Genomic DNA, 15235 nt, shown 5'->3' with positions numbered 1-15235 from the left:
ATGCTATCGGTGCTCATTAGAACATATAACGATTCGGTTATTGAGATTGTATCTGAAATAGATCAACAATGTCAACAGTTAGATCTTAATTACGAGATTTTAATCTCAGACGATGATCCTAGCGGAAAGAATGTAAATGAACAAAAACTGAAACATTTTGAGACCGTCTCTTATTGGAAAAACACATCTAATTTAGGACGATCAAATAATCTGAATAAACTTATTGATGCAGCCAAATTTGACTACGTTTTATGTTTAGATAATGATGTTATTCCTTTAAGAACCGATTTTATTAGGAATTATAAGCAAAGTATTGACGAGGGCTGTGATGTGGTTTATGGAGGATTGACCTATGATGATAATCTTCCAGAAGAATCAAAACGTTTGAGATGGATTTACGGTCACCAAAAAGAGGCGAAATCTATAAAAATTAGAAAGAAAGAGTTACAATATCATGTGTTAGTTTCGAATCTGCTACTCAGGAAGTCAGCTTTCAGTTTTCCGATTTTTGATCCAGAATTAACCTCTTACGGTTATGAAGATCTCATCTTCTCTGAAGAGCTTAAAAAAAAGCGACTGATGGTTTGCCAGATAGATAATCCAGTGATTCATAAAGGGCTTGAAACTTCTAAAGTTTTCATAGAAAAAACTGAACTCGCATTAAAAAACTTAAGGCAGCTGATACAAAAGAATAAAGTTTCAAATCAATCAACTCCGTTAACACGATTGTATTATAAAATGAAATCGAACATAAGTTTACAACTGTTTTTAGCTTCTTTTGCTCCCTTTAAAAATATCATCAAAAATCATTTACTTTCAAAACAGCCTAGGATGTTTTGGTTTGATATATATAAGCTTTATTATTTCGCTAAATACACTTCAAAAAAATGACCTTCTTCTCTGTTATCATCCCCTTGTACAACAAGGTCAATTTTATTAAAGACTGTTTAGAAAGCGTTTTAAATCAATCCTATCAAAATTTTGAAGTGATTGTTGTAAACGATGGCAGTACAGATGGCAGTGAACAAATAATCGAAAACATCAAAGATTCAAGACTTCGGCTAATTCATCAAAACAATAAAGGCGCCTCTGCTGCAAGAAATTTGGGAGTAGAAAAAGCTCAGTACGAATGGATCGCCTTACTAGATGCCGATGACTATTGGTACCCTGATCATTTGGAAGAGCTAAATAACACTATTCTAAAGTTTCCAGAAGCAAATGTGATTTGTAATAATTATGAAGTATTGCTTAATAACACACATCTTAAGCAGCCATCTTATTCCTTAAATGAGCCATTTAAAGCTCAATATATTCAAGATTATTTTGAAGCCAGTCAAATCGATGCCCTCGGCTGGACCTCAGCTCTTGGATTTACAAAGAAAATTTTTAATGATGTGGGAGGCTTTGATGAACAAATTAAATCGGGACAAGATACGGATCTAATGATAAGATTGGGATTATCTTCAATAATAGCTTTCAATCCTGAGGTTACTGCTCGCTATATTACGCAATCTGAAAACAATCTAGCCAAATCTAAATCAATTTCAGATCGCATTAAAATATTCAAAAAGTATATAAGAGAGGAAAAAGAAATATCGTCCTTAAAAACTTTTTTAGATAGCAATCGATTTGCATTGACAATACTCTACAAAATGAATCGAATACCAGAATGGAAGTCGATTCGTAAGGACATCGATCTAAAAAACTTAAATTCAAAACAAAGGTTTTTACTTAAGTTACCTGGTACTATGTTACGTATCCTTAAGAGCGTTCAGACCTTTTTGATTAAGCAGGATATCTACCAGAGTGCACATCGATGAGTAAAATAAAAGTGAATACTGCTATTTTTTAAAATAGGTGTCATAATTCTTTTCTCCAGAAATAATTCGCTTAAAAGGCTTAAATTGATCTGAAAAAATACTTTTACTCAAGTCTTGTCTTTTGAACTTAATTTGAGATAAGTCTGAAACAGAATGTATTAAATCTTGAATACTGTAAGGTCGATTTGGCTCATAATCCAATGCATATTGGTTTTTAAAATGATCTGAACGCCAAAGGATAAATGGAATATCAAACATAGACCTCGTTGGTTGTTCGAGGTCGTTATGACCAAAAAAATCTTTATCTAAAAACACCTCTTCTCCATGATCTGAAAAATACAGAACATAACTTTTATTCTTTTTAGCTTCTACTTTACTAATCACCTGCTTCAGAATATGGTCAACATAAACAATAGAATTGTGATAGGTGTTGATATGTACATCATTGGATTCGCTTCTGAAAGGAGATTGAGTCGTCCCTGTAAAAACTTCAAACTGTTCTGGGTACCTCAATTGGTATCGGCCGTGGGTAGCAAGTAGATGCAGTACCACTAAAGTATTTTGCTCTTGATCTGCAATAGCATCATCCAAAAGAGGCAGCAATACTTCATCAAAAGGTGTTGTTGACCCATAATTAGCCATGTTGGTGAATTGCACTTCATCTGAGGCTTTAGCTATTTTAGAGAGTAATGTATCATAAATACCGATGGGATTTTGATTTGAAAACCAATAAGTCTTAAATCCAGCCTGATTGAACAATTGGATGATCGTAGATTCGGTCTGGCTCTTGAAATTATTCAGGGTTAAAGCCTCCTGAAGGGATTCTATGGTGTGTGAGTGAGGACTGATAACATCTTGATAAATTAGCAGATCACTTTTTAGGTTTGACAACTTAGGAGTTGTAGATCTGTGAAAGTCATATATTCCCATGTGATGTCTGGTGGTCGACTCCCCTATTACAAGGATAAAGGTATGGGGAGTTTCATCACCTTTAAACTTTACATCTTCAAAGTCTCCTTCAGGATTGGTTATGCCACTGGATTCATATTTATCAATTTCACTTCTGTATTCTATAACACCTTTTATGAACTGGTATTGAAAATTCGAAAAATAATAACCTGTTCCATAAAGTGTAGCTGAAAAAGTAAGAATAGCTATAAGTTTCAAGTATCGGCTATATTTTAAATAATTCAAATTTAAACTAGAGGGTTTTCTAAATAAGAACCATATGCCAAAAATAAAATTGATGAGCAATAGTAAGGCAATATTAAAGTCGAAATAGTTTTGGGAAAACTCCATTACTTCATCTAGGTTGGTTTCCAAAAAAATGAATATGGCAGAAGTTGAAAAGTAAGTGTCAAATACGTAAAAGTAGATGCTTTCAATACAAAAAGAAATCACTAAGACTAGGTAAAATAGTTTTAGCAATAACCGCCTTATGTCTTCATTCCTAATAAATGACAGGGAAAGTATTACGACACCAATTATGAATGAATTTTCGATTAAATTCTTAACTGAATAGCCTCTAAACTCTGCAAAACTAAGTTCAAAGACAAAACAAGTGATGACCGGAAAAAACCATATAAGTAAGACTTTAAGATCACTTTTCATCTTCGATGTTTTGAATTTTTTTAATGCCCTCTAATCCGAATTTAAAAGCCTCTCCTTGTTGAAAAAATGATACATAGCTCTTCCTGTACATGAAAAATAAATATTCAAAAAGTGTACTAATAAGTACTGGTGCAATCCAGAATATTATCTGACTATAGTTTACTTTCATTATTTATTTCTTTGATTTCCAAAATTGCTCTCATCCCAGTTTGATAAGCTTTTACTTGCTCAAAAAAAGAAATGTATCTGTGCCTATATAAGAAAAAAACGAATTTAAATAACCATAAGTAACTATATGTTCCATAAGACAAAAATTTTTGAGCTGTAATCGCCCTTATAAAATCGACATCAGATTGATCATAACCTGTTGTTTTTCCAAAATGCTTGACTATAGGTTTTGCCACATAAGCAATTTTTAATCCCTTTTTTAAAACATCGTCCTTAAATACTTGCTCTTCTGCACTTGGAAAGACTGCTCCCAGCCCAAAATTTTCATTCATTATAATTTTATTAGATTGAATATCAGCTCTTAAGAACGATATTTCAAATGAGGTAAGACTTTGCTTTCTAGATTTAGTATATCCATCTTTTTTGGGATAACACTTCATGTACTCTGGTCTATCAGCCAGAAATTGAAAAGAAATTAAGCTAGCTTCATTGTAGGTCTGGTAAGCTTCAAGAATAGTTTTATCAAAATCTGGTAAATACTCAATATCATCGTCTGCGATCAACAAAATATCACCTGAAGCATTTTCAATACCTAAATTACGACTCTTACTCAATCCAAATTCACGTGAATTTATCACTCGAATACCTTCTACATTAGAAATTAAATCCTCCTCAAGTCTTGTTTGATTAATAATTAAAAGCCTATACCTTGATAAGTCCAGTACTGGAAACATTGCATCAACAAAAGACAAGTCTTTTCGATTCATCGTAGCAATTAAAATTTCTAAACTAGGCTTTGGATTCATCTCTGCTTCAAAATCAAAGGTTTCCTAAACAAAAATAAGATAAGTAAGAAATAGGAAAAATAGGTTACGGCATGCCCGATAACGACTCCCTGAAGTCCAACTTTAGAAATAAAATATAAGGCTGAGAAATATAAACCAAGAGCTAAAAACAAATCGGTTAAAATATAATGCCACATCATTTTTTTTGCGTGAAATTGATAGACCATTACTAGAGCCAAGACTCTAAAAAAATCACCTATTATTTGCCAAAAAAATAAATCGGCGGCTGGTAAAAACGCTTCAGAAAACACCAATTTAATGATCCAATCTCTAAAGACATAGACTATAATTAATCCAACGATGTAAAATGGCAAAATCTGTTTGTAAAAGGAAAACACTACCCCTTTGAATTCTAACTGAGTTTTGGCATCGGCTAGCTTAGGTAAAATATAGAGGTTCAATAAAGACAAGACAAACAATAAATAATAAGAAGAAATCCTAAGCATAGATTCCCAGTAACCGGCCTCCTGCTCTCCTATACTTTCAATAATAGAATTCCTTAATCCAATGAAGACAAACGGAAATGTTATACTAGAAATAAGAGTCATGAAGGCAAACTGGCTTAAATTCTTTAGTACTAATTTAGAAAATGATGCCAGAGAAAATACCTGGAAGATTCCAAAATAGTCTTGAAAATAATAAAGCGTCACAATAAGCATTGCTGAAGGCACAATGATAATAGCTAGAAGTGCGCCTCTTAAATCAAAATACATTAAGAGCAAAGCGAACCCTATCAGGTTTAGGACATGAGATGCTATATTAACCCTTATGACTTTATGAAATGCTCCTACGCCTTTCAGTATAGAAATCAAATAAATATTCACCACATGAAGAGGCAAAAGTATCGCAAGAATCCGTATGATAGTAACGTAGTCTCTGTTACCAAAAATGGCATCGTTGATTGTTTCTGAAAACATTAAAACGACAGCAATGCTAAGAATACAACTTCCTAAACCTAACCAAATTAATGTCGATAAGAATTCTTGAAGCATTTTAGGATTAGATCGATAATCTGATGTGTACTTCACTACGGCATTATCCAGTCCCCCAGAAGAAAACTTATGAACAATATCTAAGCCATTTCTCAGATTACCTATAAGGGCTATACCTTGAGGACCAAGGTACAAGGCCGTTAATTTCGAAACCCCTAAACCCGTGATCATTTTTATGACTACAGATACAGAATTAAAAGAGCCAACCTTTAATAAAGGTGACTCTTGAATTATAGTCTTTAAGCGTTTAAGCAAAGTATACTGATAAAGTTGTAAGTCGAAATTACAAATTTTATGTTAACGACTTAAAGTGGTTTTAAAATAAAGGCTCTAATAAATTATTATTAAAGCCTTTTTGAATTGAAATAAGGTCTGCCCTTATGTTTTGATCAATTTTAATAACGAAGATTTTCTATCTGTGGAAACTTTTATAAGATACATGCCAACAGGCAAATCTGAGACATCGAATCGATCTTTATCGACTGAATTTTCAAATTGCTTCACCAAACGACCTGCTCTAGAGTACACATCTATGCGTTGGATTTGCTGGGTAGTTTTGATCTGAATAAAATCTGCCGTAGGATTGGGATATATCGTCATAGAATTAAGTTCTTCTTCTCTAAGACTTAAGGTCTGCTGATTGATAACACCAATAGCGTCCAAGTCGAATCCACCGCTAAAAAAAGGAGTTGGAAACGGATCATTTATCGCATTTCCGAAGGCATCAAAACTTGCAAATTCTGGATCGATACTTCCTACCACATCAATGAGTTTCACATGGGTTATATTGTTTTTGTCCAGTAATGGATCTTCATCCAAATCGCTTAAATCGAAAGGCGTACCAAAAAGTGCTCTATATTTTCCAGCCAGGTTATTTATAAATCTGGCATCTACTGCACCAAAGCCACCCACTTGAGTTTCGGTTTGGGTTTCACTATGAGCTGGAAAACGGAAATAATTCTCTCCATCAGAACTGACTTCAACTAAGGCTAATTCCAGAAAAGTATCACTAAATGCATTTTCAAACACCGCAAAATCAAACCCGCTGCCATTAGCTATAGGAGTGTCAAACGTGAGTATTGCAACACCCGCATCGCCAAAACTTACTGGTGTGTTGGTAGGGGTTCCTAAAGCATCTTCGGCTTCCCCAAAACTTGCGCGATTACTGCCTTGATCTTCAAAATCTGGATTACTTATGTCCACAAAACCTCTCTCCAAGTTGATACCTGTGGCCCAGCTCAGAAAAATATCACTATCAGCAGGTATTGCAGTAGAACCTTCCTGTCCTGCTGGCGGTGGATAGCTTTGGGCTTTAAGGTTTGCAGTGAATAAAAGGATTATAATGATGTTTAAATATTTCATGATTAGTCGATAATTAATTTTTTAGTGGCAAACCCAGCATCTTTTTTAATATTGACGACATATATACCAGCATTGAGCTGAGAAATGCCGATTCCAGAGTTTGAATACGTAAAATCGCCTACCAAACGTCCATTCATATCATAAATTGTTACTGTTGCGTCTTCTGCATTGGTTAAATAAAATCTATTTTGAGCAGGGTTGGGATACAAACTAAGATTAACCAAAGCTGGATTATCATCAATAGACAGATTATCGGCATTAAATCTATACACAGAAATTGGCAATTTACCTACCGCATAACTGGTTTGAAAATTACCAGAGGCATCAAAAGTGAAGACTTCACCATCAGCTACAAAATCTTTAGCATCTGCGACATAAAACACATCATCAATAAAATCCATACCATACGTATTCACTAATCCACTTCCAGAGGTATCTACAAAAGGTGATTCAGGAAGCGATGCACTGCTGAATTCAACTCGAAATATAGAATTGGAATTGACATAATAAGCTATCCCATTTTCAACTTCTAAAAAGTTAGGCCCATCAGAGACTTCGAAATCGAATTCTACTACATTAGAAAAATCGTTCAAATCGAATCTCTGTAGTTTTCCAGCAGTTGGATTTCCAGTAAAATCTGGTACACCTCCGCATAATACGTATAGGAAATTCTCATCTATTTCGAGAGAATTAGGAACGTCGCCAGTTTGGATTTCTGAAATACTATTAGCATCAGAAAGATCTATCACCGAGATGGTATTTCCATAACCGAACCCCCCTTGGTGTGCTACAAATAAACTGTTACCACTTCGCAAGATCTCCTCTGGTCCTTCTGTTATAGGAATAGTTTCCGTAACTTGATAGGTGGATCTATCGATAACAGCTACAAAATCATCGTCCGTGACAGTTCCATCACCCCAGTTAGTAACATAAGCCGACTGTTCGTCGAAAGCGACATAACGTGGATTGTTTAAACCAGTTTCAATAGTGGCAATCTCTGCAAATGTAAGTCTATCTACCACGGTAATTCTATTGCTGCCGTTGGCAACAATATAGATCTCTTCTCCATTAAAAGCCATACTTTGAGCAGTATCACCAACCTGTAAGTCTGGATTTTCTGAGGTAAAGATGCCATTTGATAGTGTGCCGTTATCGTTTAAGAATGATACAGAAGCATTTCCAGCCCCAAAATTGCCTTCATTTAAAATGAACACGCCGTCGTTATAAGTTTGCGCAATGTTCTTGAATGGAAACAAAGCCAACATGACTAAAAGTAATCCTAAGTAATTGTTTTTCATGGTAATTATTGTTTAAGGTTTATATTAAAATCAATTGAAATAAAATCCGTTAGGTATAAGACGTACGCCGTATTTAGTAAGATGTTCTCCTGAAGTATTGTAGAGATGCACTTCACCATTGGAAACATAATCTTTAGCATCTGCTACATAAACGGTGTCCTTATGAATATTGAACCCATATAGTACCGAAATATCTTGATCGGCAGTGGATATAAATGGTGAATTGGGCAAATTGAAATTAGATGGTTCCACACGAAATATATCCCTCCCTAAGATATAGTGTAAAGAATTATCGTATTCCACCAAAAACTTAGGGTGATCTCCATCAGGAAAATCGAACTCTTCCTCGATTTGTAGGTTGCTGGTGTTAATTTTAAACATTCCTCCTTTCGTAACTTCCCCTGTCCAACTAGCCTTTCCAGAACTTAACACATACAAATAACCTTCGCTATGCAACATACCATCAGGAACATCGCTTACTTCTATTTTGGATTGTACTGTATTTGTAGAAAGATCAATCACAGAGATTTCATGTCCATAACCCCACCCCCCTTTATGGGCAACATAAAGTTTACCATCTGCTTCTACGATTTTTTCTGGCCCTTCTACGACCTCAATTTTCTCTTGAATAGTGAACGTATTTAAATCCAAAATGGCTACGTAGTCATCTTCAATATCAGTAGGGTCGCCCCAATTGGTGATATAAGCTTTATCTCCAACAATGCTCGCATAACGTGGATTAAGTATTTGATCTTCGATAGAAGCCACAGACTCGAAGGTGTATCGATTTACGACTTCGATGGTGTTGGAATAATTAAGCACTACAAGCGCTAGTTCATCATAAAAGCTCATGCTTTGGGCTACATCTCCAAGATTTCTATTGTTAGTTGAAGAAAATATGTTGTTGAACACTTCACCTTGATCATTCACAAAAGATACAGAAGCATTATTGTATGTAAAACCACCCTCATTGAGCACAAAAAAGCCATCTGTAAAATCGCCTTCTGGAACAGGCGTGTCGTTTTGAAGCGTGGGATCTTCATTGGAACAACTGCAAAATAAAATTGAAAGAGCAGCTACAATTATTAAATTAAAATTCTTCATCGTTAAAATGTTAAATTGACATAAGCATTAATGTTTCGTCCGGGCATAGGTCGGTTTTGGACACTTTGATAGGCTACATTCCAAAGGTTAAGTAACTGAACTCCAACCTCATAATTTTGAGTTTTACCTAAATCATATTCTAAACCAATGTTGGCAACAGAAAAGTCACCAAGTATTTGTTCTTGGGCATTGTCTGTAGTCGTAAATACCTGGCCGTTATACAATTGCTGGTAAAATGCGGAAAACCGTCTAAGATTATAAGATAGTGCTGCTGTCACTTTATGATAAGGTACGTAAATCAACTGATTACCAGTTGCCTTATTTTCTGATACTGTGTAAGCGTAAGTCTGATCGAAAGTTATTTCATGATCTCCCCATTGTTTTTCTAAGTGAGTAAGCACTTCTAGACCATAAATTTCTACTTCGTCTGTATTTTGAGGACGCCATATTCCAGAAATATCTGGAACCCAGTTCAGCAAATTTTCTACTTGGTTGTAGTAGGTCGTCAACTGGATCCGCTGTTTGCTCCAAGTAAACACATGAGACAATTCGCCCTGGTAAGACAATTCTGGCAGTAACTCAGAATTCCCAAGACCTTGCCAGTACAAATCATTGAAAGTTGGTATCCTGAAACTCTTTGAAGTATTGGCCTTAATGGCATAAAAATCAGAGAGTGAGGCTTGAATTCCGAAAGAATAAAGAAACGGATTTTCAAAATCTTGGTTAAGCTCTTGTCTCAAGTTGACTTCGTAAATCACATCGTCAGACAGTTGATGTTTAAGACCAACTACGGCAGAACCAAGATTTCTGGTTTCAGATTCGATATCAGACCCAGTTCCATCGTTGCGAATGTAATTCAATCGACCAATAAGCGAAATAGAGCTGGATACCTCGTACAAAGTGCTATGTTTCAAAATAAAGCTGCGCACTTCTCCAAACGAAAACACATCCCGTTCAATATTAGGATAAAACTCATAATTTTCTGTAAGATAAGCTGCTTTGATGTTGTTTTGTAAACCATCCTTATCACTAATCCATTCTACTAAACTGCGTGTATTAAAATCGTAATATTTGGTTGGCAACGCATTGGGGGTGGGTAGCGAAAAATGACGTTTACCATCAAATACATTGAAGTACACCCTCAGCTCATCATAAGAAGAAAGTTTAAATCCTGCATTTAGTCCCAAGTTACTATTTTGGTATTGTCCATTTTCATTGATCCGATCTGATTCTAAAAATGGGTAATCATTGTCTGATGCGTTATGAGAGAGCTGTATGCCTAAGAATGAAGATTGGTTGGAATATTGCCCATCATAGTTTAAACCATAGGTATTGAAGCTTCCTCCCGTAAGTAAAAATTGATTTTGCAAACCGGTGTTATATTCTATACGGTTCTCTAAGGCGATAGTTCCTCCTATAGCATTACTACCTACGTCCACTCCTCCTCCACCAGGCTGTATGATGATTTGGTCAAATCCTCTGGTTACAACTGTATTAAAATCGGTTTGTCCAGTGGTTTGAGAATTGATATTGATTCCGTTCCAAAGCACTGCAGTTTGGGATGCTGTAGTTCCTCTAAATGATGGCGATGACACCATGCCTGCACCATTTTCCTTAAAGTAGATCGTAGAATTAAAATTGAGCAAATTGGTTAATGAGGCTTGATTTCTTTCGATTAAACTGTCACTTAAGATCGAATAGGTTTTGGTGTAGGAGGAATCTTTGAAGATTGTTTTTTTTAAAACAACTTCATCTAGCTTTTGGATGGAATCCTGTTGAGCTTGAATAGAACAACAAAAGATAGCCATCAAACCAAATGATCTTATCAATAGCTTCATACACCACTAGACTTTTATCCCGAAAGTCTTTGTTTAAAATTTATGCATTAAGGCAGGTCTCCTGGCTCGCGTCTTTATTCAACCTTCCCATACACATAAAGCGTACAGTGGTTTTGAAGTTGAGGAATAAAGCATACGTCTAGGACGTACTAAGCTTACAGTTGCGGGAACAGCTTTCGAATTTCACGATATTCCCTTTTAATCTTCAAAGGCTAAAACGACCTTTGAGAACCAAAATGCATTGCAAAAATAGAATTTTCTTAAAGAAAGGCTTGTTGAATTGAATTTTATTTTGATATTCTAAAATTTTGATGGCATTGCATCAAAATAATTAATCCTACTTTTGTTTTAAAATGATCTTATTATGAGACTTTGGATTGCTGTGTTCTCCTTATTGTGTTTTTTATCTTGTAAAAAAGCTGAAACAACTTCAGAAGACAAATTGAATGTCACTCAAGTTCCAATTGACTATGCTGATGGATTTTCGATTTTGGAGTACGATGGATTTTCAAAAGTCATTGTCCATTCACCCTGGCAAGACGCTCAAGAAGAAATAGAATATTTGCTTCTAAATAAAGAGGAACCTATACCTGAAGAAGTCTCCTATGATGAAATCATTGAGTTGCCAATTAAAAAACTGGTCACAACGTCCACCACACATATCCCCTCATTAATTACTTTGAACAAAATAAATTCACTTGTCGGATTTCCTAATCTGGACTATATATCCTCTAAAGAAGCTCGCCAATTGATCGACCAGGGAAAACTCAAAGAGTTGGGAACAAATGAAAGCCTAAATACTGAAATTCTTCTTTCTGTAAATCCCGATGTGGTTTTTAGTTTCGCCATTGAAGGTCAAAACAAGGTTCTAAATCAAATTCAAAAATCAGGAATTCCTGTAGTTTACAACGGAGACTGGCTGGAGAAAGACGTGCTTGGAAAAGCGGAATGGATCAAATTTTTTGGTGCGTTTTTAGGCGAACTTGAGGCTGCTCAGAAAGCATTTAAAAAAGTTGAAGAGGATTATCTTCGCCTCAAAGCTATTGCCAAAAAGCAAGACCACAAGCCAAGTGTCATTTCTGGAGCAATGTATCAGGACCGCTGGTATTTACCTTATGGCAGCAGCTGGCAAGCCCAATTATTTGAAGATGCCCACGCCGACTATATTTATAAAAACACCAAAGGTAAGGGCAGCGCAGCTTTTTCTTTCGAAAAAGTGCTTCAGGATGCAAAGGAGGCTGACTTCTGGATTTCTCCCGGATCATTTATCTCTTACGCTCAAATGGAAGACAGCAATGCGCACTACACTGAATTTGATGCCTTCCAGAAGCAAAAAATTTATACCATGAGCCTCACAACTGGTGAAACCGGCGGTGTTTTGTTTTATGAACTTGGCCCCAATAGACCAGATCTGATTCTGAAAGATTTGATCAAGATTTTTCATCCAGAATTGCTTCAGCAAGAAGGATTTACATTTTTTAAGCCCTTAGCTCTTGAGTAAACCAATTACAAATCATATTCTACTAGTCTGCGTGTTACTCTTAAGTATAGTTACAAGTCTGTCCTTAGGTTCGGTTTCTATACCTGTTGAAGATATTTTCAAGAGTCTTTTGGGTTTAGAAGTCCAAAATTCTACCTGGGAATACATTGTTTTCAATTATAGACTCCCAAAAACACTTACTGCAGTACTTGTGGGATCAGGCCTGGCAGTTAGCGGTCTCTTAATGCAAACTTTATTTAGAAATCCATTAGCAGGTCCTTATGTTTTAGGTTTAAGTAGTGGTGCAAGTTTGGGAGTTGCCATATTGATTATGGGTGCAAGCCTCATGAGTGGTTTTATTGGGGACATGATGTTCTCTAAATGGGCCATTATTTTAGCCTCCAGCGCAGGTAGTTTATTGGTGATGCTTGTCGTACTTTCTACCGCTCAACGGGTTAAAGATACCATGACTTTACTTATCATCGGCTTAATGGTGGCAAGTCTAACTTCTGCTGTAGTGAGTGTTTTGGCTTACTTTAGCAGTTCTGAAAATTTACAGCTTTACGTGTTTTGGTCGTTTGGCAGCTTAGGCAATTTATCCTGGGAGGAAGTTGGTATTTTTTCGCTCTGCTGGCTCATCGGCATTTGTTTTACTGTGATGTGCTTGAAAAACCTGAATGCCTTATTGCTGGGAGAAAATTATGCTAAGAGTATGGGAGTGAATTTAAAACGAAATAGATTGCTTATCATCCTAGCTACTTCCTTATTGGCTGGTAGTGCTACCGCTTTTGCTGGTCCTATCGCTTTTGTTGGCCTTGCCGTTCCGCATCTCATAAGACAGGTTTTACAGAGTAAAGATCATCGTCTCCTATTCCCTTCAGTAATAATTGGAGGTGCCATCCTGATGGTGACTTGCGATGTTATAGCCCAACTGCCTGGAAATGAAAATACACTTCCAATAAATGCGGTTACTTCTATTTTTGGTGCACCTGTAGTGATCTGGTTATTGCTTAGAAAACGTAAACTCAACTTTTAAAATGTCTTCTCAATCATCATCACAATCAACTTTAGTTTCTGCCAATTCACTAGAAATAGGCTATAAGGACAGACACAAAGTGCATAGTATTGCCAAGAACATCAACTTTGAAGTCCAGACTGGAGAACTTGTTGCCATTATTGGAGTAAATGGCTCAGGAAAATCAACTTTACTCAAATCCTTATCTGGTCAGCTCAATACTTTAAAGGGTAAAATCAACATCAATCAAACCTCTCTGTCTCAGATTGATCATAAAGAATTAGGAACTCTTTTGAGTTTGGTTCTTACCAATGAACCGGTTTCCAAACAACTTTCAGTGTTGGAAATGGTAGCTTTGGGACGTCACCCCTACACCAATTGGCTAGGCCACTTAACAACCCAAGATCATAAAATTATTGAAAATGCATTAGTTCAGGTGGATTTATTTCAGAAAAAGGATAAAATCTGCGATGCTTTAAGTGATGGTCAATTCCAAAAGGTTCTTATTGCCAGAGCTCTGGCTCAGGATACGCCTTTAATTTTGATGGATGAGCCTACAACTCATTTAGACATGTTTCATAAAGTCTATGTGCTTAAGTTGCTTAAATCGATTATAAAAAACTCCTCAAAGAGTATACTTTTTGCCTCACATGAAATCAATTTAGCCCTGCAGCTCTGTGATAAAATCATATTGATCAATCACGAAAAGGTAGAATGCGGAACCCCATCAGAATTGGTCTCCAAAGGTGCTTTCAATACGCTTTTCCCTGAGGATTATATCACCTTCGATGAAGACTCCAGAACCTTCAGAATGAAGGTGGAAAAAGATTAGTTTCGATCAAATAATTTTCTCATCACAAAGACATGAGGAAAGGTTATGGCCGCTATAAAAGCAAAAAGTAAGGACAAAAAGTTTTTGGAATCTTTAAACAAGTACACTAACAAAGCCATACCAATGATAGATGCTAACCAATAAGGGAAAGCTCTTTTGAAATATTTTATAAAATTATCCCAGTGAAACTGACCGTAGAGTGAATTAACCTGATCTTTCAAAGAAGGTAAACTATGCCAAAGCACAAAATAAGTAGCAAAACCCCAGATGACGCTACTAATTGAAAACAATGCAGAAAACAAAACCAGATATAAAAGATTTGAAACTATACTTTTCTTAAGCGATGAATTGTCCCTCAATAATTGAATGTATAAACCTAGAGTTAAGATAGACGACGTTAAAAGAGTATATATAAAAACAGGTTGTGGTACGGTATAACCTGTCATATCTTCTATAATCGTAATCACCTCAACTAGGTTTAGACAAAACAGAAGAAATAAGACTAATATTCCATACATAAAATAGAATAGTGATGCTAAAGTAGACTTCTGTTTTTTGATTTGATGATGAAAGTGTTGTTCACCAAAATGATAAGCACTTATGCTAACAAATGCTATTAACGCAACTAAAGGAATAAAATAAAATATGGCGACGAAGCCTAATACAACACCCAAATATGAAATTAAAGCTTTTAAAAAATTATTTTGTTGATTGTTTTGCTTTAAGTGTTGAAGAACAAAAAGATCGTTAGATCCATGTAAAATACCAAAACTAAATATGCCCATTAAGGCTATAACTTGAAGAATTTCAGACTTTAGTGCTGTTGAGGCAACTAAGGCTAATAAACTTAACACTATTATGTAATTGTAA

Annotated in this window: 13 protein-coding genes and 1 riboswitch; of the genes, 5 read left to right on the top strand and 8 right to left on the bottom strand. The window is 35.6% G+C overall.

The genetic code is table 11. From position 1 onward, the window contains the following. Both F598_RS0107550 and F598_RS0107545 read left to right on the top strand, forming a co-directional pair. On the top strand, positions 1-891 hold the full coding sequence (locus F598_RS0107550) for a glycosyltransferase family 2 protein (RefSeq protein ID WP_019038430.1): 891 nt from the start codon (positions 1-3) through the stop codon (positions 889-891). Then, complete coding sequence (locus F598_RS0107545; RefSeq protein ID WP_019038429.1) at positions 888-1820, top strand: glycosyltransferase family 2 protein; 933 nt, start codon at positions 888-890, stop codon at positions 1818-1820. The genes F598_RS0107550 and F598_RS0107545 overlap by 4 nt, the downstream gene beginning before the upstream one ends. Before the next feature lie 21 nt (positions 1821-1841). Here F598_RS0107545 and F598_RS0107540 read toward each other — a convergent pair whose 3' ends face one another. From F598_RS0107540 to F598_RS0107505, 7 genes are all read right to left on the bottom strand, one after another. After that, positions 1842-3431 (bottom strand): sulfatase-like hydrolase/transferase, encoded by a 1590-nt coding sequence (locus F598_RS0107540; protein ID WP_019038428.1) that lies wholly within the window; start codon positions 3429-3431, stop codon positions 1842-1844. Between the two features lie 152 nt (positions 3432-3583). Next, positions 3584-4366, bottom strand: a complete 783-nt coding sequence (locus F598_RS0107530) for a glycosyltransferase family A protein (protein WP_245539765.1) — start codon at positions 4364-4366, stop codon at positions 3584-3586. Between the two features lie 35 nt (positions 4367-4401). Next, positions 4402-5607 (bottom strand): O-antigen translocase, encoded by a 1206-nt coding sequence (locus F598_RS0107525; RefSeq protein WP_245539764.1) that lies wholly within the window; start codon positions 5605-5607, stop codon positions 4402-4404. Positions 5608-5814: 207 nt separating this feature from the next. Further along, complete coding sequence (locus F598_RS0107520) at positions 5815-6798, bottom strand: T9SS type A sorting domain-containing protein (protein WP_019038424.1); 984 nt, start codon at positions 6796-6798, stop codon at positions 5815-5817. Between the two features lie 2 nt (positions 6799-6800). After that, on the bottom strand, positions 6801-8096 hold the full coding sequence (locus F598_RS14515) for a T9SS type A sorting domain-containing protein (protein WP_019038423.1): 1296 nt from the start codon (positions 8094-8096) through the stop codon (positions 6801-6803). A 30-nt stretch (positions 8097-8126) separates the two neighbouring features. Next, on the bottom strand, positions 8127-9200 hold the full coding sequence (locus F598_RS0107510) for a YncE family protein (RefSeq protein WP_019038422.1): 1074 nt from the start codon (positions 9198-9200) through the stop codon (positions 8127-8129). Positions 9201-9202: 2 nt separating this feature from the next. Then, positions 9203-11038 (bottom strand): TonB-dependent receptor plug domain-containing protein, encoded by a 1836-nt coding sequence (locus F598_RS0107505; protein WP_019038421.1) that lies wholly within the window; start codon positions 11036-11038, stop codon positions 9203-9205. 34 nt (positions 11039-11072) lie between these two features. Next, a riboswitch (cobalamin riboswitch) is annotated at positions 11073-11289 on the bottom strand. A gap of 113 nt (positions 11290-11402) precedes the next feature. Here F598_RS0107505 and F598_RS0107500 point away from each other — a divergent pair. The 3 genes from F598_RS0107500 to F598_RS0107490 are packed head-to-tail and all read left to right on the top strand — an operon-like array spanning position 11403 to position 14365. Further along, positions 11403-12539, top strand: a complete 1137-nt coding sequence (locus tag F598_RS0107500) for an ABC transporter substrate-binding protein (protein WP_019038420.1) — start codon at positions 11403-11405, stop codon at positions 12537-12539. Continuing rightward, the gene (locus F598_RS0107495) at positions 12532-13554 is read left to right on the top strand and encodes a FecCD family ABC transporter permease (protein ID WP_026302584.1); all 1023 of its coding nucleotides are present in this window, start codon (positions 12532-12534) and stop codon (positions 13552-13554) included. Before F598_RS0107500 ends, F598_RS0107495 begins: the two co-directional genes overlap by 8 nt. A gap of 1 nt (position 13555) precedes the next feature. Continuing rightward, positions 13556-14365: an ABC transporter ATP-binding protein gene (locus tag F598_RS0107490; RefSeq protein ID WP_019038418.1), complete on the top strand. Its 810-nt coding sequence runs from the start codon at positions 13556-13558 to the stop codon at positions 14363-14365. Here F598_RS0107490 and F598_RS0107485 read toward each other — a convergent pair. Continuing rightward, complete coding sequence (locus F598_RS0107485) at positions 14362-15219, bottom strand: Brp/Blh family beta-carotene 15,15'-dioxygenase (protein ID WP_245539763.1); 858 nt, start codon at positions 15217-15219, stop codon at positions 14362-14364. The two genes, F598_RS0107490 and F598_RS0107485, sit on opposite strands and share 4 nt — an antisense overlap. Between the last annotated feature and the right edge of the window lie 16 nt (positions 15220-15235).

It is taken from the genome of Psychroflexus tropicus DSM 15496 (assembly GCF_000378765.1).
Lineage (GTDB): Bacteria > Bacteroidota > Bacteroidia > Flavobacteriales > Flavobacteriaceae > Psychroflexus > Psychroflexus tropicus.
The sequence above is the reverse complement of the archived record's forward strand: the minus strand, read 5'-3'. Positions and strand labels throughout refer to the sequence as shown.